The organism is Microthrixaceae bacterium (assembly GCA_016702505.1).
GTDB lineage: Bacteria > Actinomycetota > Acidimicrobiia > Acidimicrobiales > Iamiaceae > Aquihabitans.
Genome location: JADJDU010000009.1, coordinates 173,935 through 197,766, shown reverse-complemented (window position 1 = coordinate 197,766; position 23,832 = coordinate 173,935). Strand labels below are relative to the sequence as shown.

At 66.5% G+C, this 23,832-nt stretch carries 24 protein-coding genes and 4 tRNA genes; 17 read left to right on the top strand and 11 right to left on the bottom strand.

Annotation, left to right across the window (positions count from 1 at the left end):
* The first annotated feature begins 58 nt into the window (after positions 1 to 58).
* The 3 genes from IPG97_10725 to IPG97_10715 all read left to right on the top strand — a co-directional run bounded on the left by IPG97_10725 (position 59) and on the right by IPG97_10715 (position 4,752).
* Positions 59 to 1,723 carry a diguanylate cyclase gene (locus IPG97_10725; protein MBK6856992.1) on the top strand — a complete coding sequence of 555 codons (1,665 nt, stop codon included), beginning with the start codon at positions 59 to 61 and terminating at the stop codon, positions 1,721 to 1,723.
* 83 nt (positions 1,724 to 1,806) lie between these two features.
* Positions 1,807 to 3,795 (top strand): acetate--CoA ligase, encoded by a 1,989-nt coding sequence (gene acs, locus IPG97_10720; protein MBK6856991.1) that lies wholly within the window; start codon positions 1,807 to 1,809, stop codon positions 3,793 to 3,795.
* 108 nt (positions 3,796 to 3,903) lie between these two features.
* Complete coding sequence (locus IPG97_10715; GenBank protein ID MBK6856990.1) at positions 3,904 to 4,752, top strand: zinc metalloprotease HtpX; 849 nt, start codon at positions 3,904 to 3,906, stop codon at positions 4,750 to 4,752.
* Positions 4,753 to 4,833: 81 nt separating this feature from the next.
* Here IPG97_10715 and IPG97_10710 read toward each other — a convergent pair whose 3' ends face one another.
* From IPG97_10710 to IPG97_10700, 3 genes are all read right to left on the bottom strand, one after another.
* A complete protein-coding gene (locus IPG97_10710; GenBank protein ID MBK6856989.1) occupies positions 4,834 to 5,322 on the bottom strand; it encodes a YajQ family cyclic di-GMP-binding protein in 489 nt (162 codons plus the stop codon).
* A 58-nt stretch (positions 5,323 to 5,380) separates the two neighbouring features.
* Positions 5,381 to 5,465: transfer RNA gene (locus tag IPG97_10705), tRNA-Tyr, on the bottom strand.
* A 60-nt stretch (positions 5,466 to 5,525) separates the two neighbouring features.
* Positions 5,526 to 7,001 carry a hypothetical protein gene (locus tag IPG97_10700; GenBank protein ID MBK6856988.1) on the bottom strand — a complete coding sequence of 492 codons (1,476 nt, stop codon included), beginning with the start codon at positions 6,999 to 7,001 and terminating at the stop codon, positions 5,526 to 5,528.
* A 129-nt stretch (positions 7,002 to 7,130) separates the two neighbouring features.
* Here IPG97_10700 and IPG97_10695 point away from each other — a divergent pair.
* The 4 genes from IPG97_10695 (at position 7,131) to IPG97_10680 (ending at position 9,321) form a co-directional block, all read left to right on the top strand.
* Positions 7,131 to 7,203 (top strand) — tRNA-Thr (locus tag IPG97_10695).
* Positions 7,204 to 7,219: 16 nt separating this feature from the next.
* Positions 7,220 to 7,296, top strand: a tRNA-Met gene (locus tag IPG97_10690).
* A gap of 50 nt (positions 7,297 to 7,346) precedes the next feature.
* Entirely contained in the window at positions 7,347 to 8,360 is a 1,014-nt protein-coding gene (locus tag IPG97_10685; protein MBK6856987.1) for an elongation factor Tu, read from the top strand.
* Between the two features lie 160 nt (positions 8,361 to 8,520).
* Positions 8,521 to 9,321: a hypothetical protein gene (locus tag IPG97_10680; GenBank protein ID MBK6856986.1), complete on the top strand. Its 801-nt coding sequence runs from the start codon at positions 8,521 to 8,523 to the stop codon at positions 9,319 to 9,321.
* 63 nt (positions 9,322 to 9,384) lie between these two features.
* Here the strand turns inward: IPG97_10680 and IPG97_10675 are convergent, their stop codons facing one another.
* The 6 genes from IPG97_10675 to IPG97_10650 form a co-directional block, all read right to left on the bottom strand.
* A complete protein-coding gene (locus IPG97_10675) occupies positions 9,385 to 9,564 on the bottom strand; it encodes a hypothetical protein (protein MBK6856985.1) in 180 nt (59 codons plus the stop codon).
* Entirely contained in the window at positions 9,561 to 9,878 is a 318-nt protein-coding gene (locus tag IPG97_10670; protein MBK6856984.1) for a hypothetical protein, read from the bottom strand. The genes IPG97_10675 and IPG97_10670 overlap by 4 nt, the downstream gene beginning before the upstream one ends.
* Positions 9,879 to 9,913: 35 nt before the next feature.
* Positions 9,914 to 11,653, bottom strand: coding sequence for a hypothetical protein (locus tag IPG97_10665; protein MBK6856983.1), 1,740 nt, complete (start codon positions 11,651 to 11,653; stop codon positions 9,914 to 9,916).
* 131 nt (positions 11,654 to 11,784) lie between these two features.
* Positions 11,785 to 13,122 carry a hypothetical protein gene (locus IPG97_10660; protein ID MBK6856982.1) on the bottom strand — a complete coding sequence of 446 codons (1,338 nt, stop codon included), beginning with the start codon at positions 13,120 to 13,122 and terminating at the stop codon, positions 11,785 to 11,787.
* Between the two features lie 31 nt (positions 13,123 to 13,153).
* The gene (locus IPG97_10655) at positions 13,154 to 14,248 is read right to left on the bottom strand and encodes a glycosyltransferase (GenBank protein MBK6856981.1); all 1,095 of its coding nucleotides are present in this window, start codon (positions 14,246 to 14,248) and stop codon (positions 13,154 to 13,156) included.
* On the bottom strand, positions 14,245 to 14,976 hold the full coding sequence (locus IPG97_10650; GenBank protein MBK6856980.1) for a glycosyltransferase family 2 protein: 732 nt from the start codon (positions 14,974 to 14,976) through the stop codon (positions 14,245 to 14,247). The genes IPG97_10655 and IPG97_10650 overlap by 4 nt, the downstream gene beginning before the upstream one ends.
* A gap of 180 nt (positions 14,977 to 15,156) precedes the next feature.
* Between IPG97_10650 and IPG97_10645 the strand changes: the two genes are divergently transcribed.
* The 3 genes from IPG97_10645 to IPG97_10635 all read left to right on the top strand — a co-directional run bounded on the left by IPG97_10645 (position 15,157) and on the right by IPG97_10635 (position 18,551).
* Complete coding sequence (locus tag IPG97_10645; protein MBK6856979.1) at positions 15,157 to 16,554, top strand: hypothetical protein; 1,398 nt, start codon at positions 15,157 to 15,159, stop codon at positions 16,552 to 16,554.
* A 337-nt stretch (positions 16,555 to 16,891) separates the two neighbouring features.
* Positions 16,892 to 18,088 carry a hypothetical protein gene (locus IPG97_10640; GenBank protein MBK6856978.1) on the top strand — a complete coding sequence of 399 codons (1,197 nt, stop codon included), beginning with the start codon at positions 16,892 to 16,894 and terminating at the stop codon, positions 18,086 to 18,088.
* Positions 18,000 to 18,551: a DUF4214 domain-containing protein gene (locus IPG97_10635; protein MBK6856977.1), complete on the top strand. Its 552-nt coding sequence runs from the start codon at positions 18,000 to 18,002 to the stop codon at positions 18,549 to 18,551. Before IPG97_10640 ends, IPG97_10635 begins: the two co-directional genes overlap by 89 nt.
* Before the next feature lie 192 nt (positions 18,552 to 18,743).
* Here IPG97_10635 and IPG97_10630 read toward each other — a convergent pair whose 3' ends face one another.
* Positions 18,744 to 19,097 carry a hypothetical protein gene (locus IPG97_10630; GenBank protein MBK6856976.1) on the bottom strand — a complete coding sequence of 118 codons (354 nt, stop codon included), beginning with the start codon at positions 19,095 to 19,097 and terminating at the stop codon, positions 18,744 to 18,746.
* The gene (locus IPG97_10625; GenBank protein MBK6856975.1) at positions 19,087 to 19,722 is read right to left on the bottom strand and encodes a sigma-70 family RNA polymerase sigma factor; all 636 of its coding nucleotides are present in this window, start codon (positions 19,720 to 19,722) and stop codon (positions 19,087 to 19,089) included. The genes IPG97_10630 and IPG97_10625 overlap by 11 nt, the downstream gene beginning before the upstream one ends.
* A gap of 200 nt (positions 19,723 to 19,922) precedes the next feature.
* Between IPG97_10625 and IPG97_10620 the strand changes: the two genes are divergently transcribed.
* The 7 genes from IPG97_10620 to rplL all read left to right on the top strand — a co-directional run bounded on the left by IPG97_10620 (position 19,923) and on the right by rplL (position 23,738).
* A tRNA-Trp gene (locus tag IPG97_10620) sits at positions 19,923 to 19,995 on the top strand.
* Between the two features lie 44 nt (positions 19,996 to 20,039).
* On the top strand, positions 20,040 to 20,336 hold the full coding sequence (gene secE, locus IPG97_10615; protein ID MBK6856974.1) for a preprotein translocase subunit SecE: 297 nt from the start codon (positions 20,040 to 20,042) through the stop codon (positions 20,334 to 20,336).
* 46 nt (positions 20,337 to 20,382) lie between these two features.
* Positions 20,383 to 21,171, top strand: a complete 789-nt coding sequence (nusG, locus tag IPG97_10610) for a transcription termination/antitermination protein NusG (GenBank protein MBK6856973.1) — start codon at positions 20,383 to 20,385, stop codon at positions 21,169 to 21,171.
* 54 nt (positions 21,172 to 21,225) lie between these two features.
* The gene (rplK, locus tag IPG97_10605; GenBank protein MBK6856972.1) at positions 21,226 to 21,651 is read left to right on the top strand and encodes a 50S ribosomal protein L11; all 426 of its coding nucleotides are present in this window, start codon (positions 21,226 to 21,228) and stop codon (positions 21,649 to 21,651) included.
* A gap of 67 nt (positions 21,652 to 21,718) precedes the next feature.
* Positions 21,719 to 22,426 (top strand): 50S ribosomal protein L1, encoded by a 708-nt coding sequence (gene rplA / locus IPG97_10600; protein MBK6856971.1) that lies wholly within the window; start codon positions 21,719 to 21,721, stop codon positions 22,424 to 22,426.
* 241 nt (positions 22,427 to 22,667) lie between these two features.
* The gene (rplJ, locus tag IPG97_10595) at positions 22,668 to 23,354 is read left to right on the top strand and encodes a 50S ribosomal protein L10 (protein MBK6856970.1); all 687 of its coding nucleotides are present in this window, start codon (positions 22,668 to 22,670) and stop codon (positions 23,352 to 23,354) included.
* 3 nt (positions 23,355 to 23,357) lie between these two features.
* Positions 23,358 to 23,738 (top strand): 50S ribosomal protein L7/L12, encoded by a 381-nt coding sequence (rplL, locus tag IPG97_10590; GenBank protein ID MBK6856969.1) that lies wholly within the window; start codon positions 23,358 to 23,360, stop codon positions 23,736 to 23,738.
* Positions 23,739 to 23,832 lie beyond the last annotated feature (94 nt).

Sequence of the window (23,832 nt, the reverse complement as noted above, 5' to 3'; positions counted from 1 at the left end):
CGTTCCTGAGGCAGAATGACCCCCAACCAGCGGGGGCGGGCACAGGATCACATTCAAGATGTCTGTCCAACGCCGCGACGCCTCCGCCTTCAACCACGCCCCCTGCCCCATGGCGATCGTCGACGCCGGCGACGGCACGGTCATGGCCGTGAACCGAGCCATGTGCACCGCGCTCGACACTCCGTTGCACCGACTCATCGGCCAGGTGTGGCCCGTTCCCATCGGTGGCCAGCGCTCCGACCTGGTGTCAATGCTCGAACGGGTCGTGCCCGGCGAGACGCTGGTGGTCGAGGGAGCGCTCGGCGCCCCGATCGACGCGGTGTGGTGGCGTCAACAGGTCTCCCTGGTCAGCGAACCGGGCCGACGCCCATACCTGGTGGTGGCGGTCGAGGACCGGACCGCCGAACATCGGGTCACACGAGAGCTGGCCACCGCCGCCCACCGCGACGAACTGACCGGCCTATGGAACCGGCGCCGGTTCCGCTCCGAGCTCCGGCGGCTCCTGAGCGACAGGTCCGGACCCTGGGTCGGCGTCGCCCTGTTCGACGTGGACGACTTCAAATCCGTCAACGACACATACGGCCACGCCATGGGGGACGCCGCCCTGGTGGCGGTGGCGTCTGCCATCGGAGCCGCAGTCCCGCGGGGATCAATGGTGGCCCGACTGTCCGGTGACGAGTTCGCCGCGGCCATCATCGCCCCATCGGCCCAAGACGTCGAGGCCCGCTGTCGGTCCCTTCTCCAACAGGTCACCACGGTGTCGGTGGGGCCAGCAATGCCCGACCTGAACCTGTCCACCGGGGTGGCGGTGGCCGAGCCCGGCCCCGAAGCCGATCGGCGGGTCCAGGAGTTGATGGTCCGAGCCGACGTCGACATGTACGCCTTCAAGACCAGAGCGAGAGCCGAACGCCACCGATCCTTCGGCCCCGACGAACACCACGGCGACGTCGTCGACGCTTGGTCCCACCCCGGCGACGGAGAGCCGCGGGCCACGGGAAGCGACGACGACACCGTGGTCGAGCTGTGGAGCCACCCGGTGGTCTCGGTGGCCTCGGGTCAGCCCGTCCAACACGACGTAGTGCTCCGCCCGGCCGATGCCCTGGTCACCTTCGACACCCTCATCTCGGTCCTGAAGATGGTCGAGCGCCACACCCGTCGTCGACTCGGTCAACCACAACGACACCTGATCCATGTCCCCAACCTCCCCCTCGGGGCCGGCGCGGCTGCGGCCTGGTTGTCACGGGCCGCCGATGACCTGGGCCTCGAACGAAGCCACATCACCTTCGCCATGGACGAGATGGTGCTGCTGGGCGGGGACGAGGGGGCACTCGCCGGACTCAAGGCCCTCCAGGCTGAAGGGTTCGCGGTTGCCGTCGACCGATTCGGGGCTCGTTTCGGGTCGTTACGCCTGTTGGGAGACCTCGAAGCCGACCAGGTGTGGCTCGACGCACGCCTCTTCGACCCGGCAGCCCCGGGGTCAGCCCCCAACGGAGCAGCGTTGGTCGCCTCGGTGTTGGGTCTCACCGCCCGAATGGGTTCGCGCACCGGAGTGGCCGGCGTGACCGAGGCATCGCTGACTCGGCTCGCCAGCCTGGGCATCGACCTCGCCCTGGTTCCCGACGAAACCGCGGGCCGCCCGTTGGGGGTGGTTTCGGGTGCAGCGAACACCGCCCCCACCATGGGTAGGGCAGCGCCCGCCGCGCTGGGGGTCCGCGTCTCATAGGGGTCGGTCTGGCGGCGCCGGCGGCGGCGTGGTCTGGGTAGGGTGACCGGCGCCGAGCGGACCAGGGGAACGGAGCCGTAGTCATGACCGACACCAGCCAGCCGAGTGATGCCACCATCGAGGACTACCTCCTCGAGGATCGGAAGTTCGCCCCGCCATCGGGGTTCGCCGCTGACGCTCTCGTCAACTCGGACTCCCTCCAAGCCGAGGCCGATGCCGACCGTCTGGCGTTCTGGGCTCGGCAGGCCTCTGAGCTGGTCGACTGGTCCAACCCATGGACATCGGTCCTGGACTGGGACCTGCCCGATGCCCGGTGGTTCGACGGTGGCCGTCTCAACGTGTCGGAGAACTGCCTGGACCGCCACGTCGCTGCCGGTCTCGGCGATCGGGTGGCCTACCACTGGGGGGGAGAACCCGGCGACACCCGGACCATCACCTACTCAGAACTGCTGGCCGAAGTCGAACGGTTCGCCAACGTGCTCAAGGATCTGGGCATCGAGCGCGGTGACCGGGTCGCCGTCTACCTCCCGATGATCCCCGAGCTCCCGGTCACGTTGCTGGCCTGCGCCCGGATCGGTGCCCCCCATTCCGTTGTGTTCGGAGGGTTCTCCGCCGACTCTCTCGCCGATCGCATCAACGACGCCGAGTGCAAGGTACTGGTGACCGCCGACGGTGGATGGCGCCGTGGCCAACCGGGCCTGCTCAAGCCCACCGTGGACGTGGCCCTGGCTTCCACCCCGTCGATCGAGCACGTCGTGGTGGTGGACCGCCTCGCCTCCTCGGGCGCCACCGTCGACACGGCCATGACCGCAGGTCGAGACCACTGGTACCACGACCTGATGGCTGACGCCGATGCCCACTGTGCCCCCGAGGCCATGGAGAGCGAGGACCTCCTCTACCTGCTCTACACGTCGGGGACCACCGGCAAGCCCAAGGGGATTATGCACACCACCGGGGGCTACCTGGTGCAGGTCGCATACACCCACCGCTACGTCTTCGACCTCCATCCCGACACCGACGTGTACTGGTGCACGGCCGACATCGGCTGGGTTACCGGTCACAGCTACGTGGTGTACGGGCCACTGGCCAACGCGGCCACCTCGGTGCTCTACGAAGGCACTCCTGACACGCCGGGCCGGGACCGGTTCTGGGACCTGGTGGAGCGATACGGCGTCACCATCCTCTACACCGCGCCTACGGCCATCCGGACCTTCATGAAGTGGGGTACCGACGAGCCCGCTGGTCACGACCTGTCGTCGCTGCGGTTGTTGGGTTCGGTGGGAGAACCCATCAACCCCGAAGCCTGGGTCTGGTACCACCACAACGTCGGGGGAGGTCGCTGTCCCATCGTGGACACCTGGTGGCAGACCGAAACCGGGGCGATCATGATCTCGCCGTTGCCGGGTCACACCACCACCAAGCCCGGCTCGGCCACCTTCCCGCTGCCAGGGATCGCCGCCGAACTGGTCGACGATCAAGGCCAGGCGGTGAGCCGTGGCGGCGGCTACCTCACCTTGACCGAGCCGTGGCCATCGATGTTGCGGGGCATCTGGGGAGACCCCCAGCGCTATCGCGACGCGTACTGGGGTCGGTTCCCCGGTCGCTACTTCGCCGGTGACGGCGCCAAACTCGACGACGACGGCTACCTGTGGGTGCTGGGCCGGGTCGACGACGTCATGAACGTCTCCGGCCATCGGATCTCCACCGCCGAGGTCGAATCGGCACTGGTCGACAACCCCAGGGTGGCCGAAGCGGCGGTGGTGGGAGCCAAAGACGACACCACCGGCCAGGCCATCGTGGCGTTCGTGACCCTCAAGGGTGGAGTGGAAGCATCCGATGCGGTCGGCCAGGAACTGCGCGGCCACGTGGCCACCAAGATCGGACCCATCAGTCGACCCAAGCTGATCATCTTCACCGACGACCTCCCCAAGACCCGATCGGGCAAGATCATGCGTCGCCTGCTGCGAGACGTCGCCGAAGGCCGAGAGCTGGGTGACACCACCACCCTGGCCGACCCCGGCGTGGTCGAGGAGATCAGAGCCCGGGCCGACTCCGCGCCGTCCGAAGACTGAACGTTCCCGGAGCGCCGGCGTTTACGCGCACCGTGGTCTTACCTGTTCTTTCGGGGCCGCACGGTAGCGTTCAGCTCGGAGCCCCAGGTAGGGCCCGGGAGACGAACCATGAAGAACAACATCAAGACCGTCGTCCTGCTCGCCGGCATCGGTGGCCTGCTCATCGTGGTGGGCGGAGCCCTGGGAGGCCAGGGCGGGGCTGCCATCGGACTCGGCATCGGCCTGGTCTTCGTGGGCGGTTCGTACTGGTTCAGCGACAAGTTGGCCATCCGCTCGGCCCGGGCCGTCGAGGTCTCAGAACAGCAGATGCCCCGCTATCACGCCATCGTTCGTGATCTGGCCACCAAAGCTGATATCCCTATGCCCCGGCTGTACGTGTCGCCGGACCCTCAACCCAATGCCTTCGCCACCGGTCGCAGTCCCAAGCACGCCGCCGTCTGCGTGAACCAGGGCATCCTCGACGTGTTGTCGTGGGAGGAACTCCAGGGAGTGTTGGCTCACGAGGTCAGCCACGTCCGCAACCGCGACATCCTCATCGGATCGGTGGCAGCGGCCGTGGCCATGGGCATCACCTTCCTGGCCCGCATGGCGATGTGGGGGGCCATGTTCGGTGGTGGAGGCCGGGATCGCAACGACAACGTGATCGGTCAACTGGCCCTGATCATCTTGGCCCCGCTGGCGGCCGGACTCCTCCAGATGGCGCTCAGCCGCAGCCGCGAGTACGAGGCTGACCGTTCCGCGGCTCGCATGCTGGGCACCGGCGAACCCTTGGCCCGGGCGCTCGAGAAGCTCGACCGTGGAACTCGCATGGTGCCCTCCAGCGTGGACCCGGTCCAGGCCGGCGCCTACATCGCCAACCCGTTCAACGGGCAGAAGGTGCAGTTCTCCAAGCTGTTCACCACCCACCCGCCGATGGAGGATCGTATCGCCCGCCTCCGTGGAGGCGAGTGGCAGTAGCTCCTCGGGGTTGGAGCCACGGCGTGGCGACGGGCCACCTGCGAAACAGCATGGCACCGCCGAGCAGCGTGGTGCCGGGGATCAGTCCCGGAAGTTGTTGAACTGGAGCGGGATGCCGAGGTCGGCGGCCTTGAGGTCGGCGATGACGGCCTGCAGGTCGTCGCGCTTCTTGCCGTTGACCCGAAGCTGGTCGCCTTGGGCCTGGCTCTGGATGCCCTTGAGGTTCAGGCCCTTGATGAACTTGTTCAACTCCCGGGCCTTGTCCGATGAGATGCCGGCCACGATGGCCGCCTTCTGACGGACGGTGGCGCCGGAGGCCTCCTCGACCTTGCCGTAGTCGATCGACTTCAGCGACACCTTCCGACGGACCAGCTTCTCTTCGAGCATGGTGCGCATGGCCACCAGCCGGTCCTCCGAGGAGGTGGCCATCCTGATCTCGTCCTCGCCCAGTTCGATGCTGGAGTTGGTTCCCTTGAAGTCGTAGCGGGTGGTCAGCTCTCGGGCAGCCTGGTCCACCGCGTTGCGGACCTCTTGCATGTCGACCTCGGACACCACGTCAAAGCTGGGCATGGCCGAAGGCTAGTGAAAAACGAGCTGTGCCCCTGCGCTTGGCAGGGGCACAGCTAGATGGTGGGCCGGGTTGGATTTGAACCAACGTAGGCAATGCCGACGGGTTTACAGCCCGTTCCCTTTGGCCACTCGGGCACCGACCCAGGGAGCGCACACCTTAGCGGGGAAGGGTGCTGGTGATGAAAGCCGTAAGTCCGCCTGGATCAGACGGCCATTCCTCGGGCTTCCAGCGAGTAGTCCACGTTGGGCTCGGACCGTTCAGGGCCGGTGGTGACACCGCCGGAGGCTTGGGGGTGAGCGGTGGCGGCCCGAGGGGCCGGATCGGCGGGCTCTGCGGGGGAGGATGGCCCCATCGGCTCCAGGAGTGAGGCCCGACCGCCCAAAGCCTCGAGGCGGGCCCAGTCGGCCACGTCGGCCAGTTCGGTGAGGATGATCACCTGCGGCGAGCCGGCCTCCCGGGCGATCAGCTCCAACAGGCCGAGGCGAACCGAAGGAGCCAGGCCGGTGAAGGGATCGTCGAGGATGAGGGGGAAGCTCTCGGCGCCATACCCGATGCGACGCAGTTCGGTCATCCGGCCCAACACCAAGCGGGCCACCGCGGCTGAGCGCTCGTCGATCGTCGGGGCGCTGGTCGAAACCGTGTCCATCGATCCCAGGTGGCTTCGAAGCCGGGCAGCATCGCCGATCTCACGTTGGTGGAGCACTGCCCAGTCCGCGGTCACGTTCCCAGCCAGGCGGGTCCAGGCAATGGCTGCCTCACGGTGATCGGTGGCGATGGCGCTCAGGCGGCGGCGCTGTTCGGTGTCGGTCATCATGACGTTCACCTGCTTGACCACGAACCCCAGGTACGAGTTGGAACCAGCCGAGGCCAGAGCGTCGTCGGCCTTATGGCGGGCCCGGTCGACTTTGGCCTTCAGCACGAACGCCCCGATCAAGGCCAGCGCGGCCAGGGCCAGCAGCGGGACCACCGTGAACGAGCTCCACAGCGTGACCGGGATGCAAGCCAGGAGCGCCACGGCTGAGACCCGGAGCAGGTTCGTTTGGGTCTGCTGCTGGGTCTCGACGGCCTCGTCGAGGTTGCGGCGGCGCTGTTCCACCTGGGCCAGGGCTTCGGCCCCGTCGTCCTCGGTGGCCAGCTTGTCGCTTAGCTCCTGAAACTCTGCCGCGGTGACCTGGACCCGGTTGGCCGACGACCACAACTCGGATTGGGGCAAGCTGCCAAGGCGGGCGATCTGGACGTCGTCCTCGGTGACCCGAGCGCCGGCGTCGGCGCCGATCAGCAGGGCACACCCCGAGGCGGTTGGGCTGATGCCGTAACGTTCGAGCACATCTGCTCTGCCTTCGGCATTGAGGTAGTCGTCGGTGAGGTCGAGGCGTTCGTCGGGGGCATCGACGCGATGGGCCTTGCCTCGGGGTCGCACGACGGTGATCCGGCGTCCGGCGTTGTTGTGCAGCTCCAGGTGGACGCCCTCGCGCTGGCCGGTGAAGCCACCCAGGATCTCGTCGACGAGGTGGGCGCGAACGGGGCCCGGCACCCCGGCGAGCACGGTCAGCTGTGGGTGGAACTGGAGCGATGTTCGGTTCTTGTTGGTCTCCAGGACCAAACGGGACAGCTGCACCCGGGAGGTATCGGCAGGTGAGGGAGCGACCTTGAGGTGCTTCTGGGTCAGACGACCCATGTCGTAGGGCCCAGGGTGTGGGCGCCAGATCAAGGCCGCACAAGGTCGTGGAACCCGCTTTCGTGCCAGTGGTACGAGGCCGCTATGCTCACGGGCCGGCCCCACCCGCCTCGAGCGGGCCGGGGACACGCCTCCTTAGCTCAGTCGGCAGAGCGCTTCCATGGTAAGGAAGAGGTCGTGGGTTCGATTCCCACAGGAGGCTCGCAAAGCCAGATCCTGGCGGCGTAGCTCAGTTGGTCAGAGCACTCGGCTCATAATCGAGTTGTCACCGGTTCGAACCCGGTCGCCGCTACCAACGCCAAAGACCACAGATCCGAAGCGACCACCAATCAGGAGCGTTCCATCATGGGCAAGGAAAAGTTCGAGCGCAATAAGCCGCACCTGAACATTGGGACCATGGGGCATATTGACCATGGTAAGACGACGTTGACGGCGGCGATTACCAAGACGTTGCATGATGCGGATCCGACGACGGCGTTCACGCCGTTCGACATGATCGACAAGGCTCCTGAGGAGCGGCAGCGTGGTATCACGATCAACATTTCCCATGTGGAGTATGAGACGGCGAACCGTCATTACGCGCATGTGGATATGCCGGGTCACGCTGACTACATCAAGAACATGATCACGGGTGCGGCGCAGGTGGATGGGGCGATCTTGGTGGTGGCGGCCACGGATGGTCCGATGCCGCAATCGGCGTTGAAGGCGCTTGAGGGTGGCGCGGATGCGGCGGCTCAGGTGTTGGAGTTGATGAACCAGGTGGACAGCTTTGTTCCTGAGCCGGTTCGTGATATCGACAAGCCGTTCTTGATGCCGATCGAGGATGTGTTCTCGATCACTGGTCGTGGAACTGTGGTGACCGGCAAGGTCGAGCAGGGTCAGATCCACACTGGTGATGAGGTGGAGATCGTGGGTATCAAGGCCACGCAGAAGACCACCTGTACTGGTGTGGAGATGTTCCGCAAGTTGCTCGATGAGGGTCAGGCTGGTGACAACATCGGTGCGCTTCTTCGTGGTACGAAGAAGGAAGAGGTTGAGCGCGGTCAGGTGTTGTGCAAGCCGGGCAGCATTACTCCTCACACGAACTTCGAGGGTGAGGTGTACGTGTTGACCAAGGAGGAGGGTGGTCGTCACAAGCCGTTCTTCGCGAACTACCGTCCGCAGTTCTTCTTCCGTACGACCGATGTGACGGGCACGATTGCTTTGCCTGAGGGCACTGAGATGTGCATGCCTGGTGACAACACTCAGATGACGGTTGAGTTGATCGCTCCGATCGCCATGGATGAGGGTCTGCGGTTTGCTATCCGTGAGGGTGGCCGTACCGTGGGTGCTGGTCGGGTGACCAAGATCATCAAGTAGTTCTGGCGTCGGGCTGGTCCCGGCTTGAACTGGAGTTGGGCTGGGAGCCTCGGTCGTTGCGGCCGAGGCTCCCTCCGTTTTCGGTGGTAGATGACCGCTGCCGGCGGCCCAGGTGACCTCGTCTGGCAGGGCCGGAGAGCCGTACCGTAGGGTGCCAGGAATGACGGCCACTTCCCCCTCCCAGGTCCCCCTCGCCGGTAGCACCACCGTCAAGAGCCCTACGTTCGACGGCTCGATCAACTGGTTCACCATCGGAAACGTGGCGTTCACCAGGCATCTGGTGCACTCCGGCCAGGACCAGTTCGAAGATCAAGATCTGGCGGTGATGGGACAGACGCTGGCCTTTGTGGCCAAGGGCCTCGCTGGTCAAGGCGTCGGGGTGCGCTTCGGTGTGGAGCGACCCCTCGGCTCCGATGACCCCCAGGGACTGGTCATTGCGCAAACCGCTGGCCTCAGCCCGATCGGTGCCGCGGTCGTCATGAGGAGCAAGATCCCCATGGAGTCCGGCCTGACGCCGTCGGCGAGGGGAGGGCCCGCCTCGCCCGATGGTGACCGAGCCGGGTGGATCTCGCTGGTCACAGCCATCACCGGGCTCGAACCGGTCAACGACATGGCGGGAATTCCTGCCGAACCCGGCGACCGGGTAGCGGTGGTGGATCACCCCAATGGAGACGGGCTGGCCGGGTTCTGCTGGGCCCGCCGGATCGCGTCGGGTCCGGGATCGCCCGGCACCGCCGAGGTGATCGAGATGGGCACGGATCCATCTCTCGACCCGGCTGAGGCGGCCGACGTCGAGCAGGCCGCGATGGCGGCCCTGGCCGCAATGCTCGAAGCTGATGGGGTTCGCACCCTGGCGGTGTGCGTGGACGGGCGTCTCCCGGGGCTGGATGAGCGCTTGGCCGCGATGGGTTTCGTGGCCCGACGCTTGCGCCACACATACGCGCCGGTGCCCCCGGCCTGAGTCTGGATCAGCCGAAGGCAGAGCCTTGTGGCGGAGTTTGGTCGCCGGTTGGGGCCGGGGCCGTTAGTAGATGATCACCATCCTGATCAGCGCGACTGCTACCGCGGCGATGGTGATCGGCCAGGCAGACGATGCCAGTGCCGACCTGGGAGCCGAGGTCAGCGTTTCTTCGTCCCTGCGGACCAGGCACACGACGGCCGCCAAACACGAGACCGCGGTGATGACAGCCGAGACCGTGCTCATCGATCGACCTCCTCGGGAGCACCCCGCCACAGGAACCAGATCAGGGCCGAGGCGGTGACGATGGCCATGGTTGTCAATGCCGCGCTCGGGTGCCATTGGTCTACTGCCACCATGGACAGGGCCACAGCAGTTCCGACGGCGGCGCTCAATGCCACCCCGAGCGAGACCTCCATCAACGGTTCGCCGAGGCGCCGAAACAGCAACAGGGTGCAGCCCGGTACGAACGTGAAATAGGCAAGGGTGACCAGGGGGCGCCCTGACCACCTCAGATCGAGGCCAGCCGAAACCCCAGCGACCAGTGAGATGATCAGCATCACGGCCGCCGTATGCCGTCGGAGATCGGTTCCGCTCATGGCTTGGGGCCCGCATCGAGTCGGTAGACCGCCGCGTCGCCTTGGCGAAAGACTTCGGTGGCCACCCCGGCGTCGACCAATTCTGCGGTTATCGACGTCAACCACCCCGATGGTAGGAAGGCAAGCTGTTCGCCGAACTGTTGCTGCGCCGGGGTGGATATCAGGTAGGCGTTGCCGTCGTCGGGTATCAAGGCGAGGACCTTGTCGGTGGAGTCCAACGGTTGTTCGTCCAGCGGCTCATAGCGATAGCTGGTCAGGTCCCGATAGCGCCACGGCAGGTTGCGGGTCGGGGCCACCAGGACCGTGCCGGGGGGAACGTTTTCATAGACCCAACTGACAGCGGCCAGATCGTCGTCGGTGACCCGTTCGAAGTGCTCGTTTCCGAAGCGAACGGTAAGGCCAGCCATGGCAGCCACCGTCAGGACCCCACCAAGAACCATCACCCCAGCTGCCGTCGCGCGCCTTCGGGCCGCCGCGCTAAGACCCTGAGCCAGAAGGATGGATGCCGCCGGCAGGGCGAACAGGTAGGACCGGAGGAGGACCTCCCCGCCATAGCTTTGACCTCCGACCAGGAGGAATGGTGGAAGCAGCAGGGCCAGGGCCGCCACCGGAGGTTTTCCAGCCCGCCATCGAAACCCAGCCAGCACCATGGCTCCGCCCAGCATCACCGCCGAGAAGGCCACCCGCAACCACAGCACCACCGCTCGTAGGTCGCTACCGCCGAGTCGGGCCAGCAGGCCCGACGACGCGTTGTCTCCGAACTGGCCGAAGCCGCTCACAAGCTCTCCGAGGTGACTGCTCCACCAGGTCACGGCCCCCACCGAGAACCACCCGACGAACAGTACGGCGATGATCACTGGCAGGTGGACCGCCCGACAGGCGCCGACCAGGACCAGTACCCCCACGACGGCGATGAGGGCGAACGGGGTGAGCTGGTGGCTGACCACCGTGGTGGCACAAACCGCCACGATGCTCCACAGCAAGAACCGGGTGGTCCTGGGGTCGACCACGGACCCGGCCGCCTCCCTCCGCCTGGCTCCGTCGAGGTCCTGGAGTCTTCGGAGGCGGTCAAGCACCAACTCGGGGACGAACGGCGAGCGTTTGGCCGTCCAGTGAGTGCCCTCTCCGCCCAGGTAGCGCAGTACCAGCCCCACCACCACCAGGTACAAGAAGTAGGCCTCGGCTTGGGGTGCGAGGTAGTCCTGGTGAACCCAGTTGGCGGCCACGAAGACCCAAAGGGCGATCCACCGCCCGGCATGATCAGTTCGTAGTGCCTTGGCGATCATCCACAGTGGGGCCAGGAAGGCCAGGTTGAACGCCACCGGCGCCCATCGGACCAGGCTCATCGCACTGTCTTCGCCGCCTGCGGCCGAGACGAGCGCGGCGAAAGCGAACGACCCGGGCCAGTTGAAGCGGGCATCTAGCTCGGGCACGGTGTGACCGTTACGGATGATCTCGTCGACGAACCCAACGTGCAGATAGGCGGTGAAGTACGCCGGGTGAGGTTCCACCAGTGGAGTGATTCCCTGGATCATCACTACCAGCAGGATCGTCTGGAGGACGAGTAGGGGACGACGGTCGCGGTGGCGCACACACATAGCGAACGCTCCGGCCAGCAGCGCGAACGACACCGGGAACTGCCAGCCGAGCACCGACACGAGGCCAGCGTCGGACATGGCCGATGGGTCGAGTCGCGCCGTACCCCACAGCCACAACACCAAGGCGCCGATGGTCATGGCACATGGGAGCGCCCAGCCCCGGCCCGCGGTCGATGGCGGTCCGGTGCGCCCGCGCCCGGTCGGCTCATCGGACCGGCTCGGCCTCGAACCGGCGTCACTGGACGAAGATGCAGAGGTGGAGAGGGGAGTCAAGCCATCACCGCCGGACCGGGGTGCTTTGGGCGTCCGTGGTGTCCGGCGCCCTGTATTTCGCGGGTGATCGTCGGGATCACGGCCACCGCCACTACCGCTTGGGCGACGGCGTAGCCGAGAGCGGCCCCGGTGATCCCCTGACGAGGCAGTAGGTATGCGGCCAACGCCACCGCGATGGTGCAACTGGCAGCCTGGGTAGCGATCATCGCCACCAGCCGACGTCGAAGTCGGGCAACGCTGAGGAATACTGTCAGCGCGGCCCTGAACGGCATCGCCAACGCCAGCAGCCTCAACACATCGGCTCCAGCCTCGTACCCCTCGCCCAGGATCGACATGGCCGTTGGGGCCAGAACCATGATCGCTGCCACCCCACCGGCGGTGATGGCCCCGCTGAGGCGAACGGTGCTCCCCAGCAATGCGTGGATCCGATCCTCGTCGTTGGCCCCCTCCACCGTGAACGACACCCCCACGCTGGCCAGGGCCAGGTCGAAGGCGCTGGCTGCGATCCATGCTGTGGCGAAGGCGGCGTTGGCTCGAAGCCCGACGATCGCCGCCACCAACAACGGCATCAGGTTCACCGACGCCAACTGGAAAAGTCCTCCCAGGTAGTCGGCAGCGGAGTACCGGAGCAGGTCGCCAGACGGAGGCGCCTCACGGTGGGCGGTGGAACGCTGATGGGCCGGGAGCAACCGGGTCATCAACACGATGCTCACCGGGACGGCGATCATCGCGGCCGGAACACTCCACGACGTGAAGATCCCGGATCTGGGCATGTGGCCAGCCAACAGCCACACCAGCGCCACCTTGGTTGCCGCGAACAGCCCGTTCTCTACTGGTACCCACACGGACTGACGGATGCCGGCAAGCACCGCATCTTGAAGGGTGAACATGTTCCACGCCACCACTGCTGCAACGAACGCGGCTCTGGCGGGCCAGGGAGACCCGGTGCCCCCCAGCGACGAATCGACTCCGCCCAACGTCACGAAGATCCCGCCGATGACAACCGCCGCGGCCGTTGCGGCGCCGTACGACAGTACGACGAGACGTCGGCTCTGCTCGCCGTGAGCAGGGAGGAAGCGGGGGAGGATGTGGGTGAGGTTCAGTTGGCTGGCACCGCCGATCAGCAGTAGAGCGGCCACGGCGGCCCCGCCTCGGCCGACCTCGATCTCGGGGTAGCGACGAGCTGCGACACCCCAGTAGATGAGGCCCAGGACCGAGGTGAGAGCGCTGGCCGCTACCAGCGCGTAGGCATTCCTGAAAAGGGGAATGCTCAGGTGGTGACGAACCCGACCCGATCCCGATCCCTGCCCCGACGCCGGCGGTCTCGGCGCCACGGATGCGCTAGGCGAGGTGTTCACAGGTTGGTCATCGGTCTAGAGGTGACCGGTGGTCGCGGTTGGGAGCGGGCGTCGACTCGGCCCCCGATGGCGAGCCGGAACCAACGCCGGTTCGACGCTGGTTTCGGCGGGCGGTGATCCGGCCCGAGGCGTAGCCGGCCGAAGTCCAGGCCAGTCCACCGATGATGGCTCCGGCCCGGGTCAGACCGGACCGGTCGCCTCGAGCCGTCGCCTTGAGCCCGTACCAAACTCCCCTGGGTAGGACCTTGAGGGTGTGGGCCCGTTCAGCGGCAAGCCCGTCTCGACTGCCGACCTCGGTGGTCACGAGCGCCTTGGACAGGCCTTCGGCATGGCACCGCGATCGGAAGTAGCGCCAACGGATCCGGTCGGGGGAGACCGTGTGGTTGACCCGGGCTCGGGGCTCGTAGAGCAGAACGGTCGATGGTCTGGACTGGCGGAGACGGATGCACAGCTCGGTCTCCTCGCAACCCAAAGGCGTGGTCCCGACCCGGCCGATCCCCTCGCGGAAGCCGCCGACCAGGTCGAACACCTCACGGCGGAACGACATGTTGCACCCGATCAGGTTCCGGATCGGGGCGAGCTCCACCGGGAGACCGGTCCAGCTGCAACCGACCACCCACTCGAACTCGGCGGGGAACCACGCTGGACGGAGGTCGGGCCAGACGGCATCGGCGGCCCCACCCACACCCATCACCGCCTCGTCCGAGTAGGGGGCAAGTAGGTGGGGGAGCCAGCCAGGGGCAGGCACGGCATCGTCGTCGAGGAAGACCACCACGTCGCCGCGGGCCTCGGCTATACCCGTGTTGCGCGCACCGGACAAACCCCGGCTGCCCTGGTTCTCCACCACGTGGACGCCGCTCACCTCGTCACGGACGCGAGCGGCCAGGCCCGGGTTGTGGTCGATGACCACGATGATCTCGAAGGGGGCGTCGTCTCCGCTGTCTCCCATGACGCGCACCGACTCCACGAGGTCGTCCCACCGGCGCTCGGTGTAGGCGCAGATGATGACGCTGGCCGTCGGGCTTGCCGTCGGGTCGCTTCCTTTGCGGGCAGTTAGGTGCGAAGCCGGACCTTGCGCCGCGCCGTGGCGACGGTGGGTCACCTATCCGCGAGGGCGCTGGGAGCGAACTCTCCACCGCCGGGCGCGGACTGCGGCTCGGGGAGGTGCCAGCGGTGGTGTTCGCCCGAGCGGGCTTCGGACAGGATCGACCGCAGGATCCGCCACCCGTCACGCACGGCGTGGAGCTTGGATGCGCCGCCGACCCTGGTGGCCTCGTGGCAGGCGACCTCTGACGTGCGCAGCCCGGCCTGAGCTGCCCTGACCGCGAGTTGGATCTCGAACTCGAAACCGTCGGCTAGGTCGTGGACTAGGTCTTCGACGCTGCGCCAGTAGGCGTTGAACCCGTAGGTGATGTCGGTGAACTTCCGCCCGACCGCGGCGTTGGTGACCCCGGTGAGGAACGCGTTGCCGGCCTTGCGGATGGGTGTGAAATCGTCGCTCCCGCCGCCCGGCAGGCACCGGGAACCCTTCACGAAGTGATCACCCTGCAACAAGCGTTCCATGGCCGCATCGATGTCCCTCGGGTCCATGGAGCCGTCGGCATCCATTGTGACGATGATGTCCCCGGTGGCTGCCCTGATCCCGGTCTTGAGGGCGTCGCCCTTGCCGCGCCCGTCCTGGCGGAGCAGCAGCGCGTCGGGGCGGATCCGGGCCAACACGTCGATGCTGCGGTCGGTGGAGCCGCCGTCTACCACGATCACCTCGGTGATGTACCGAGGTAGGTGGGGCAGCGTCGCCTCCAGCCCGGCTTCCTCGTTGAGGATGGGCATGATGACGCTGACGGTCAGTCCGCCCAGCGTCGACTCCCGGGTTTCGCCGAGTTGGGGAGCCAGATCTGACCTCCGGCGCTCGACGTGGGTTTCAGAGGTGATGGTCATGGGCGGGCACGTCGGCGCGAGAAGTTACCTGTGAGGACTTGATGTCAGCCGTTGTGTCCCGATGAACCTAACATGCCGAGCTCGAATACCCACAGATGGTGGCGTCGGCATTGGCCTTTCAGGTCTGCTGGCGGGGCCGCTGACGGGCTCGGTGGAACGTCGTCGTGGCGCATCGCCATCTCGGTGCTGGCCTGTGTGGTGGTGGTGTCGGGCTGTGACCCGGTTCTAAAGGTGACCGTCGACGTGGCCGCACCTGATCAGGGGTCGCGGCCGAACCGGCTGGTGGTGGGGATCAGCCACACCGATTCCACGATCGGAGCGGTGACATCTGCCGAACCTCGTACCGTCGAGCTGGGGATCCTCGAAGACATCCCGATTCAGAACGTGTTTCTCATGGGCTGGGGAACCGCCAACCCTCAACCTTCGCCAGGGCAGTTCGACTGGTCCACGCTCGACGAGCGGATCGCCCTCATCACCAGCGTCGGGGCCGAGCCGGTGCTCACCTTGTGCTGCGCCCCGGACTGGATGAAGGGTCAACCGGAGGGTACGACGGACTGGAGCCTGCTCACCGTCGCTCCCTTGCCGGACCGCTACGACGAGTTCGCCGCTCTGGCCGCGGCTGCCGCCGCCAGATACCCGCAGGTGAGACGGTTCCAGGTCTGGAACGAGATGAAGGGCTTCCACGACCCGGCCACCAACGCGTGGGACGCGGCCAGCTACACCGACATGTACAACGCGGTCTACCACGCGGTGAAAGAGGTAAGGCCCGACGCGCAGGTCGGGGGACCCTACGCGCCCATCGACATCTGGTCCGATGCCCAGTCGATGTCTCACCCCAGCGGGGTGCGAGGTCCATGGGGAGTGGTCGACCAGCGGCCGCTCGATGTCCTCACCTATTGGCTCGAGCACAACGACGGGGCCGACTTCGTATCCCTCGACGGTTGGATCACCACCCGGGACCGGGGCCTCATCACCGATCCGTTCACCGCCACTGAGGTGTACGCCGAGCTGACCCGGTGGCTGGCGGCCCGGACCGACCTGCCCATCTGGTGGTCTGAGGTCCACGTCAGCGATCCGTCGTGGAACGAGGCGCTGCAACATGCCGCCACCACCTGGGCGTTGACCCGGATGGGTGAGGCCGGCGCATCGGTGGCCATGTTGTGGTCACCACAGGCCGAAGGCACTAGTTGCGCCGGATGCCTCTGGACGGACCCGGCCCTCGGGCCACCCACAGCCACCGCGCTGGGATCCTCGATCACGGCTTGGTCAGCTTGCGCCCCGGTCGGTGGCCGGTGGAGTGACGCGGCCTCCTCGGTCCCAGATCATGTCAGCGCCTTGGCCATCGACGACGCCGTCTACGTGCTCAATCGCTCGGCGCTGACGGCCGAAGTCCTGGTCGACGGGGACACTGCGGTGGTGCCGCCTCTGGCGATGAGGGTCGCTGGCACGGTCTATCCCTGTCGTCGCTGACACGCGCCATCCGGTGGCGGGCCGATCGTCGACACCGCCGGTCGGCCCGCTCGCGGCCCTCTGTGTGCCGGTGTCGGAGGTCGAAAGGTTTGTCCGATGAGCCCCGGTGTCCTACCCTGACCCCCGCTCCCCCTCTGGGGGGTGGCCCTTCGGGGCGCAGGCAACCGTTCGGGAGGGAGGCGACCGCGCTGACCGTCCGACATTTTCCCGCTGCCAGTGTCAACCAATCGGGTGGGCACGGCGTCTACTCTCGTGGAAGCCAACGGCAGTCCAGCGTCACGCTCCCGGTTGCCGGGGCACACGCAATCAACCCCTAGCCAAGGATAAAGACAGAACCATGACTCAGACCAAGATGCGTGTCGGTCTGGCTGCGGCCACCGCCGCTGCCTCACTGACCGGCGTGTTTGCCCTGGCCAGCCCGGCCAACGCCGCCGCCGTCCACCCCGATGCGGTGCGCAACGCCACCGCTGCTGGTGGCACCAACCAGATCGTTCTCGACTGGGATGCCCCCAACACCGGTGAGCCCGCCACCTCCTACGTGATCGCCCTCTACAACGAGGCCGGTGTGCAGGTTGGTGACGTGTACGTCGTGCTCGCCCCCACCACCACCCTCACCATCGAGAACGTGGCCGCCGGCAAGTACTACGCCGAGATCTACAGCCACAACGCCTACCCCGGCTTCGGTGGCCCGGTCCGCGCCCCCGAGTCCGGCACCGTCACCGTCACCGCTCCGGTGGTCACCCCGCCGGCCGCCCCGGTGCTGAACACCCTTCCGTACCGTCCGTACAAGAACTGGTCCGACATGATCGACCAGGAGTACCGCTTCTGGACCGGGTGCTCGTCTGACCCGGAAGCCGTCGCCGGTCATTTCCCCCGCGACGACGAGTACACCTACTGGTACAACAAGCTCACCAACAACTTCTGGAGCGACCTCGACTGGGATCGCTACAACGATGCTTGGGTCATGCGCAGCCGCGCTGAGTGGACCCGTCTCACCAACGGCGCCACCTTCGACCCGCCCGCCTTCATCACCTCGACTGGCTACGAGTCGTCCATCGCCTACAAGACGCTGTACGACAAGCGCTACTCGTACCTCACCACCATCCCCTCGGGCGGTGGCTTCATGCCCGCCGACAACGGCGCCGGTGGCGGTACCGCCAACAACAACATCCTGGAGGCCGGCGAGGTTGCCGCCGCCAAGGTGGACGCCAACAACTACGCCCGTTGGGCCCCGCACCTGCTTGCCGAGTTCGGCCCCAAGGTCAACACCCTCGTCAACCAGCAGGCCACCAACGACGTGTACTTCGCTCGTCGTGTCGACTTCGTGCGCACCCTGGCCGAGGACGCTGAGCAGACCGATGGTCCGGCTTACCGCCTCTACACCGCCTACTTCAGCCGCATCCCGGATGCCGGTGGTCTGTGCTTCTGGACCAACGCCCTCCGCAGTGGTTGGTCGTTGCTCGACGTCTCCGGAGTTCTTCGTTCAGTCCCAGGAGTTCGAGGACACCTACGGTGGCTTCGACCTCAAGGGTGACGAGGATTCGACCGACGCGGCCGAGTTCGTGGCGCTGATCTACCGCAACGTGCTCGATCGTGAGCCCGACGAGACTGGCGCCGCCTTCTGGACCCGTCAGCTCCAGACCGAGCGTTACAGCCCGGCCGAGATGCTGATCGGCTTCTCGGAGTCGCAAGAGTTCAAGAACCGCATGTCGTCCAAGGTCGGCACCGGCATCGCCTACCTGCACCTCCTGGGCCGCATGCCCAGCGAGGCCGAGTACGTCGCCGCCGACTGGAACTGGACCTACTTCCAGACCAACCCCACCGAGTCTGATTGGTGGATGTGGTGGTTCTTCGACACCTGGGGCCTCTCGGCTCCCAACAGCTACCTCTACGTGTGGCTGGTCGACAACCCCTCGGGTGAGTACACCAAGCGTGCGAACATCACCATCCCCTCGCACCACCACCCCCACGAGGCCCCCGGCACCCAGCCCCTCTGATAGGGCTGAGAGCCAGGCTGCTCCTCGTGAGTAGCTGACGCAACGGCTTCCGAAAAGGGGGTCCCGCTCCGGCGGGGCCCCCTTTCTCCGTTTTCCCTGGCTGGGGGAGGCCGAGATATCTCCCACCGGGTCTTCTAGCGGTGCGGCCCACGCTTCACCGCGACGGCGGTTACCGTCTACTCGAAGCCGGGCTCAGCCGGCCAGGGGGAGACGGCCTCGACGGGCCAGCACGAAGGCGGCCCCTGCGCCAGCAGCCGTGGCCGCGATGCCTCCGAGGTACGCGGCGCGGCGCCCAGTGAGAATGGCTCGCACCGCGCTCCGCTCGGACGCTTCGGCTAGGTAGACGAGGATGTTGTCGCTCAACCCGTCGGGTAGGGCGCCCAGGTCGGAGCGGAGCAGACGGAGCCCTCGGACCAGCTTGCGGTACTGAACGAGCTCGGCCTGGCACCGCAAGCACTCGGCGACATGGTGGTGTTCGGCCTGCGTCAGATCGGCCGATCCGTCAATCAGGCCTGGGAGTACATCGCTGACCTCTTCACACCGCATGGGCGTGCTCCTCTCCCTCATCGATGCTCTCCTCGCCCCGCATCGGAAACACCTGGCTGCGTAGCCTTCGGCGGGCCCGGTGCAAGCGAACCTTGGCCGCAGACTCCGAGATGCCGAGCTCTTCGGCGATCTCGGCGTGGTTCAGGTCGTACACATCGCGCAGGACGACGACGGCCCGTAGCCGGGGTGGCAGCGCGGCGATGGCGGCCTCGAGACGCTCCTTCAGGAGTGCGACGTCGGCCATGGCCGCGGGGTCGTGCTCGGGAGCGTCGTCGATGACGGCGAGCTCGTCTTCCAGCTCGTCGTGGCGGTGACGCCTCCGGCGCCCCAGGTGGGTGGAAGCGCAGTTGGCGGTGATCCGGTACAACCAGGTCGAGAACTGGGCGTCACCACGGAACTTGCGCATCGACCGGAACGCCCGGAGGTAGGCCTCCTGGGTCACGTCGAGCGCGTCATCAGGATCGGAGACCAGCCGTCGAGCCAGCGCGAACGTGTCGGCGTGGGTGCGGCGAACCAGTTCCTCGAAGGCGCTGTGGTCGCCGTCACGGGCGGCGTCCACCAGGTCTTCGACCGTAGATTCCCCGCGGGGAGATACCTCGGGTACGTGCAGGTGAACGGCAGCCATCGTCACATCCGACCTCGATGGTCCCGGTGGGGTTACTTCTGTCGGCCCGACCGTCACCGCATGAGTCTCGCACCAGGTTCAGGCCCGTGCACGCCACCCAGCCGCGCCTCTGTGCAGCCTCTCAGCCGTCCTTGGCCAGCTTGTCGCTTGGAGCTTCCTGCCAGCGCGACGCTAGAGTGGTCCGCCGAGCAATAACCCCGAGGGCAGTAGCTCAACTGGCAGAGCACCGGTCTCCAAAACCGGCGGTTGGGGGTTCGATTCCCTCCTGCCCTGCAATAACACGACGTCAACCCGCGCCGAGGCCAATTTCCGTGGCGATGAACCGAGAGACCAAGCGGATGCTGCAACGCCAGGGGCAGCTCACCGAAGACGGCGCGCCCAAGGCGTCGCGTCGGCCCGCGCCATCTCCCAACGCGCCACGGGAGCCTCGAACCAAGCCGAAGCAGTTCGTGCGAGAGGTGAAGGGTGAGCTCCGCAAGGTGGCGTGGCCCACCCGGGCCGAAACCCTCAGCCTCTCGTTGGTCGTGTTCGTCTTCCTCGTGATGCTCACCGCACTCATCGCCGGCCTGGACTACGGCTTCTCCAAGGCGGTCCTGTGGATCGTCGATCAGTGATCGTCGCAGAACTAGCCGCTTCCCCCACCCCCCTGGTGTCGCACCCATGACCTCCTACGACAACCCCGACCAGACCGAAGTCTCTGACGTCGAGATCGATCCCGAAGCGAGCGATGCGGTAGCGGCTGAGCCCGACGGCATCGACACCGCCCCGGCGTTCGACCCTGAGACCGGTGAACTGCTCGAGGTCACCCGTGCCGAAGACAGCTCTGACCCAGACGGCGATGTCGAGGTCGTGGATGTCGAGACACTGATCGAAGAGGCCCCCGTCGTGGACAGCCCCGCCGATCGTCCCGGCCGGTGGTTCGTGGTCCACACCCAGTCGGGCTACGAGAAGAAGGTCAAGCAGAACCTCGAGGCCCGAACCCAGTCCATGAACATGGAGGGTCGCATCCACGAGGTGGTCATCCCCATGGAGGAGGTGGTCGAGTTCAAGGGTGGCAAGAAGGTCGTCGCCCAAAAGAAGATGTTCCCGGGCTACCTCCTGGTGCGCTGCCACCTCGACGACGACTCCTGGTATGTGATCCGCAACACCCCCGGCGTCACCGGCTTCGTGGGCCAAGGCACCAAGCCTTCGCCCCTGCGCCGCAAAGAGGTCGAGACGTTCCTCACCGTCAAGCCCGAAGGTGACGAGCAAGCTGCCACCCGCAAGGGCCGGCCCCGACTCGAGTTCGAGATGGGCGAGACCGTCCGAGTCAAGGAAGGTCCGTTCGCCGATTTCAGCGGCGAGATCGTCGAGATCAACGAGGACCAGCTCAAGGTAAAGGTGCTGGTCAACATCTTCGGCCGGGAGACCCCGGTCGAATTGGAGTTCTCCCAGGTGGCGAAGCTCTAGGTCCCGGACCTAGGCTCGCCCGTCCCCAAGAAACACGTAGGAGCAAGAAGAACCATGGCCAAGAAGAAGGTCGCGGCCGTCGTCAAGATCCAGATCCCCGCCGGTGGTGCAACTCCCGCACCGCCCGTCGGTACCGCGCTCGGCCCCCACGGCGTGGCGATCATGGACTTCTGCAAGGCCTACAACGCCCAGACCGAAGCCCAAAAGGGCACCATCATCCCGGTGGAGATCACGATCTTCGAGGATCGTACCTTCACCTTCATCACCAAGACCCCGCCCACGCCGGTACTGATCCGCGAGGCAGCCGGGGTAGACAAGGCGTCGTCCAACCCCGGCCGTGAGGTCGGTGGTTCGGTGACTGCCGCCCAAGTCGAAGAGATCGCCAAGATCAAGCTTCCCGACCTGAACGCCAACGACCTCGAGGCAGCCAAGCGCCAGGTCGAGGGCACCGCCCGTTCCATGGGCATCACCGTCAACTGACAAGTCCGATAACCAGGCCGATTCCGGGACTACCTCGCCCGGCGGCCTCCTGAACGAGGGAGCCATCATGGCGAAAGGCAAGAAGTACCAGGACGCCACCAAGCGTTTCGATCGAGACAACCTCCATGGTGTGGGCGAAGCCCTCGACTTGGTGAAGAGCCTGGCTCCGGCCAAGTTCGACGAGACCGTCGAGCTGGTGGTCCGCCTCGGGGTGGATCCCCGAAAGGCTGACCAGATGGTGCGTGGCACCGTGGCCCTGCCCGCCGGCACCGGCAAGGACGTGCGCATTGCGGTCTTCGCCACTGGCGACGCCGCTGCGGCCGCCCGTGAGGCCGGTGCAGAGTTCGTGGGCGCCGATGACCTGGCCGCCGAGGTGGAGGGTGGCATGTTGGCCTTCGATCTGGCCATCGCCACTCCCGACCAGATGCCGGTCGTCGGCCGTCTGGGCAAGGTGCTCGGTCCCCGTGGCCTCATGCCCAACCCCAAGACCGGCACCGTCACCACCGATGTGGCCAAGGCCGTGGCCGAGTTCAAGGGCGGCAAGGTCGAATACCGGACCGACCGCTACGGCAATGTCCACGTTCCGCTGGGCAAGGTGAGCTTCGAACTGTCGGCGCTCGAGGAGAACTTCCGCGCCGTCCTCGATGAGCTCCAGCGAGCCAAGCCGGCCTCGGCCAAGGGCCGCTACCTGAAGAAGATCGCAGTGGCCTCCACCATGGGCCCCGGCGTCAAGGTCGATGCCAACCGCCTCCGTCCCGAGGCCACCAACGACTGATTCCCCGGTGCCGTCCGGCGCCGCCGATTTCTGGAAGTTGTGCGGCGGGAGCTAGCGTTTCCGCCGCACAACTCACGTCGCCGAAGACCTCTGGTGCACCCCGGTGCCAATGGGCTTGCCCGCCAGACGAGGTGGACGAACTTCTTCGTCTGTCTCCTGGGTGTTCGCGCGATGCGAGCACCCAGTCGCATTTTTCCCATCCGAACATCCGTACAGAGACAGACATAGAGAGGAGGTGCCCATGGAGAACCCGAGACCCGAAAAGGTCGCGGTGGTGGAAGAGGTCCGAGCCAAGCTCGAGGCCGCCGATGCTGCCGTGCTGACCGAGTACCGGGGCCTCAACGTGTCGGCTACGGCCGAGCTCCGTCGCGCGCTACGCGAGGCGGGCGGCGAGTACAAGATCTACAAGAACACCCTGGTTCGCTTTGCGGCCCGGGACCTGGGCTTGGAGATCGAGGACCTGCTCACCGGGCCCACCGCCATCGCCTTCGTCGATGGTGACCCGGTGGCGGTGGCCAAGGCCCTGCGTGACTTCGCCAAGACCAACCCGGCCTTGGTGATCAAGGGCGGCCTGCTGGGAGACAAAGCTCTCGACGAGGCTGCCGTCAAGGCCCTCGCCGACGTCGAGCCTCGCGAGGTCTTGTTGGCCCGCTTGGCTGGCGCCATCGCCGCCCCGATGACGCAGTTCGCCGGCTTGCTCGCGGCGCTGCCCCGCAACTTCGCCTACGGCCTCAAGGCCCTCATCGACCAGGGTGGCGCTCCCGGCGCTCCTGCCGATGCCCCCACCCCGGCCGAGGCTCCTGCCGAAGCCCCCGCCCCGGAGGCCGAAGCGGCCGACGAGACCCCCGCTGCCGAGGCACCCGCCGCGGCAGACACCCCCGAAACCGATCAGGCCGAGGAGTCGGCCGCCACCGAACAGGAGAGCTGACCCATGGCTACCAAGGAAGAGATCCTCGACGCTATCGCCGGAATGTCCGTGCTGGAGCTGAGCGAGCTCCTCAAGGACTTCGAAGAGAAGTTCGGCGTCACCGCTGCGGCTCCGGTCGCTGTTGCCGCTGCTGCCCCCGCCGGTGGCGGTGGTGGCGAGGCCGAGGAAGAGAAGGACGAGTTCGACGTCGTCCTGGTCGACGCCGGCTCCGGCAAGATCGGCGTCATCAAGGAGGTGCGTGCCCTCACCAACCTCGGTCTCAAGGAGGCCAAGGAGCTGGTGGACAACGCCCCCAAGCCGATCCTCGAGAAGGCCTCCAAGGCCGACGCCGAGAAGGCCAAGGCTGCCCTCGAGGGCGCCGGCGCCACCGTCGAGCTCAAGTAGTACCCGTCGGGCTCGCCCCGACGCTATATCCGAAACGGCCGTCACCCCACCCGGTGGCGGCCGTTTCGCGTACTACCACGGCCCGGGCCGGGGG

What these genes read in the sequence shown, in the direction of transcription:
- rplK (MBK6856972.1), top strand. Translation starts at nt 21,226, where the DNA reads ATGGCCAAGAAGAAGGTCGCGGCCGTCGTCAAGATCCAGATCCCCGCC.
- rplJ (MBK6856970.1), top strand. Translation starts at nt 22,668, where the DNA reads ATGGAGAACCCGAGACCCGAAAAGGTCGCGGTGGTGGAAGAGGTCCGA.
- acs (MBK6856991.1), top strand. Translation starts at nt 1,807, where the DNA reads ATGACCGACACCAGCCAGCCGAGTGATGCCACCATCGAGGACTACCTC.
- IPG97_10680 (MBK6856986.1), top strand. Translation starts at nt 8,521, where the DNA reads ATGACGGCCACTTCCCCCTCCCAGGTCCCCCTCGCCGGTAGCACCACC.
- IPG97_10685 (MBK6856987.1), top strand. Translation starts at nt 7,347, where the DNA reads ATGGGCAAGGAAAAGTTCGAGCGCAATAAGCCGCACCTGAACATTGGG.
- IPG97_10670 (MBK6856984.1), bottom strand. Translation starts at nt 9,878, where the DNA reads ATGCTGATCATCTCACTGGTCGCTGGGGTTTCGGCTGGCCTCGATCTG.
- IPG97_10625 (MBK6856975.1), bottom strand. Translation starts at nt 19,722, where the DNA reads ATGGCTGCCGTTCACCTGCACGTACCCGAGGTATCTCCCCGCGGGGAA.
- rplL (MBK6856969.1), top strand. Translation starts at nt 23,358, where the DNA reads ATGGCTACCAAGGAAGAGATCCTCGACGCTATCGCCGGAATGTCCGTG.
- IPG97_10710 (MBK6856989.1), bottom strand. Translation starts at nt 5,322, where the DNA reads ATGCCCAGCTTTGACGTGGTGTCCGAGGTCGACATGCAAGAGGTCCGC.
- secE (MBK6856974.1), top strand. Translation starts at nt 20,040, where the DNA reads ATGAACCGAGAGACCAAGCGGATGCTGCAACGCCAGGGGCAGCTCACC.
- IPG97_10640 (MBK6856978.1), top strand. Translation starts at nt 16,892, where the DNA reads ATGACTCAGACCAAGATGCGTGTCGGTCTGGCTGCGGCCACCGCCGCT.
- IPG97_10725 (MBK6856992.1), top strand. Translation starts at nt 59, where the DNA reads ATGTCTGTCCAACGCCGCGACGCCTCCGCCTTCAACCACGCCCCCTGC.
- rplA (MBK6856971.1), top strand. Translation starts at nt 21,719, where the DNA reads ATGGCGAAAGGCAAGAAGTACCAGGACGCCACCAAGCGTTTCGATCGA.
- nusG (MBK6856973.1), top strand. Translation starts at nt 20,383, where the DNA reads ATGACCTCCTACGACAACCCCGACCAGACCGAAGTCTCTGACGTCGAG.
- IPG97_10700 (MBK6856988.1), bottom strand. Translation starts at nt 7,001, where the DNA reads ATGGGTCGTCTGACCCAGAAGCACCTCAAGGTCGCTCCCTCACCTGCC.
- IPG97_10675 (MBK6856985.1), bottom strand. Translation starts at nt 9,564, where the DNA reads ATGAGCACGGTCTCGGCTGTCATCACCGCGGTCTCGTGTTTGGCGGCC.
- IPG97_10715 (MBK6856990.1), top strand. Translation starts at nt 3,904, where the DNA reads ATGAAGAACAACATCAAGACCGTCGTCCTGCTCGCCGGCATCGGTGGC.
- IPG97_10650 (MBK6856980.1), bottom strand. Translation starts at nt 14,976, where the DNA reads ATGCCCATCCTCAACGAGGAAGCCGGGCTGGAGGCGACGCTGCCCCAC.
- IPG97_10645 (MBK6856979.1), top strand. Translation starts at nt 15,157, where the DNA reads ATGCCGAGCTCGAATACCCACAGATGGTGGCGTCGGCATTGGCCTTTC.
- IPG97_10665 (MBK6856983.1), bottom strand. Translation starts at nt 11,653, where the DNA reads ATGACCATCGGCGCCTTGGTGTTGTGGCTGTGGGGTACGGCGCGACTC.
- IPG97_10630 (MBK6856976.1), bottom strand. Translation starts at nt 19,097, where the DNA reads ATGCGGTGTGAAGAGGTCAGCGATGTACTCCCAGGCCTGATTGACGGA.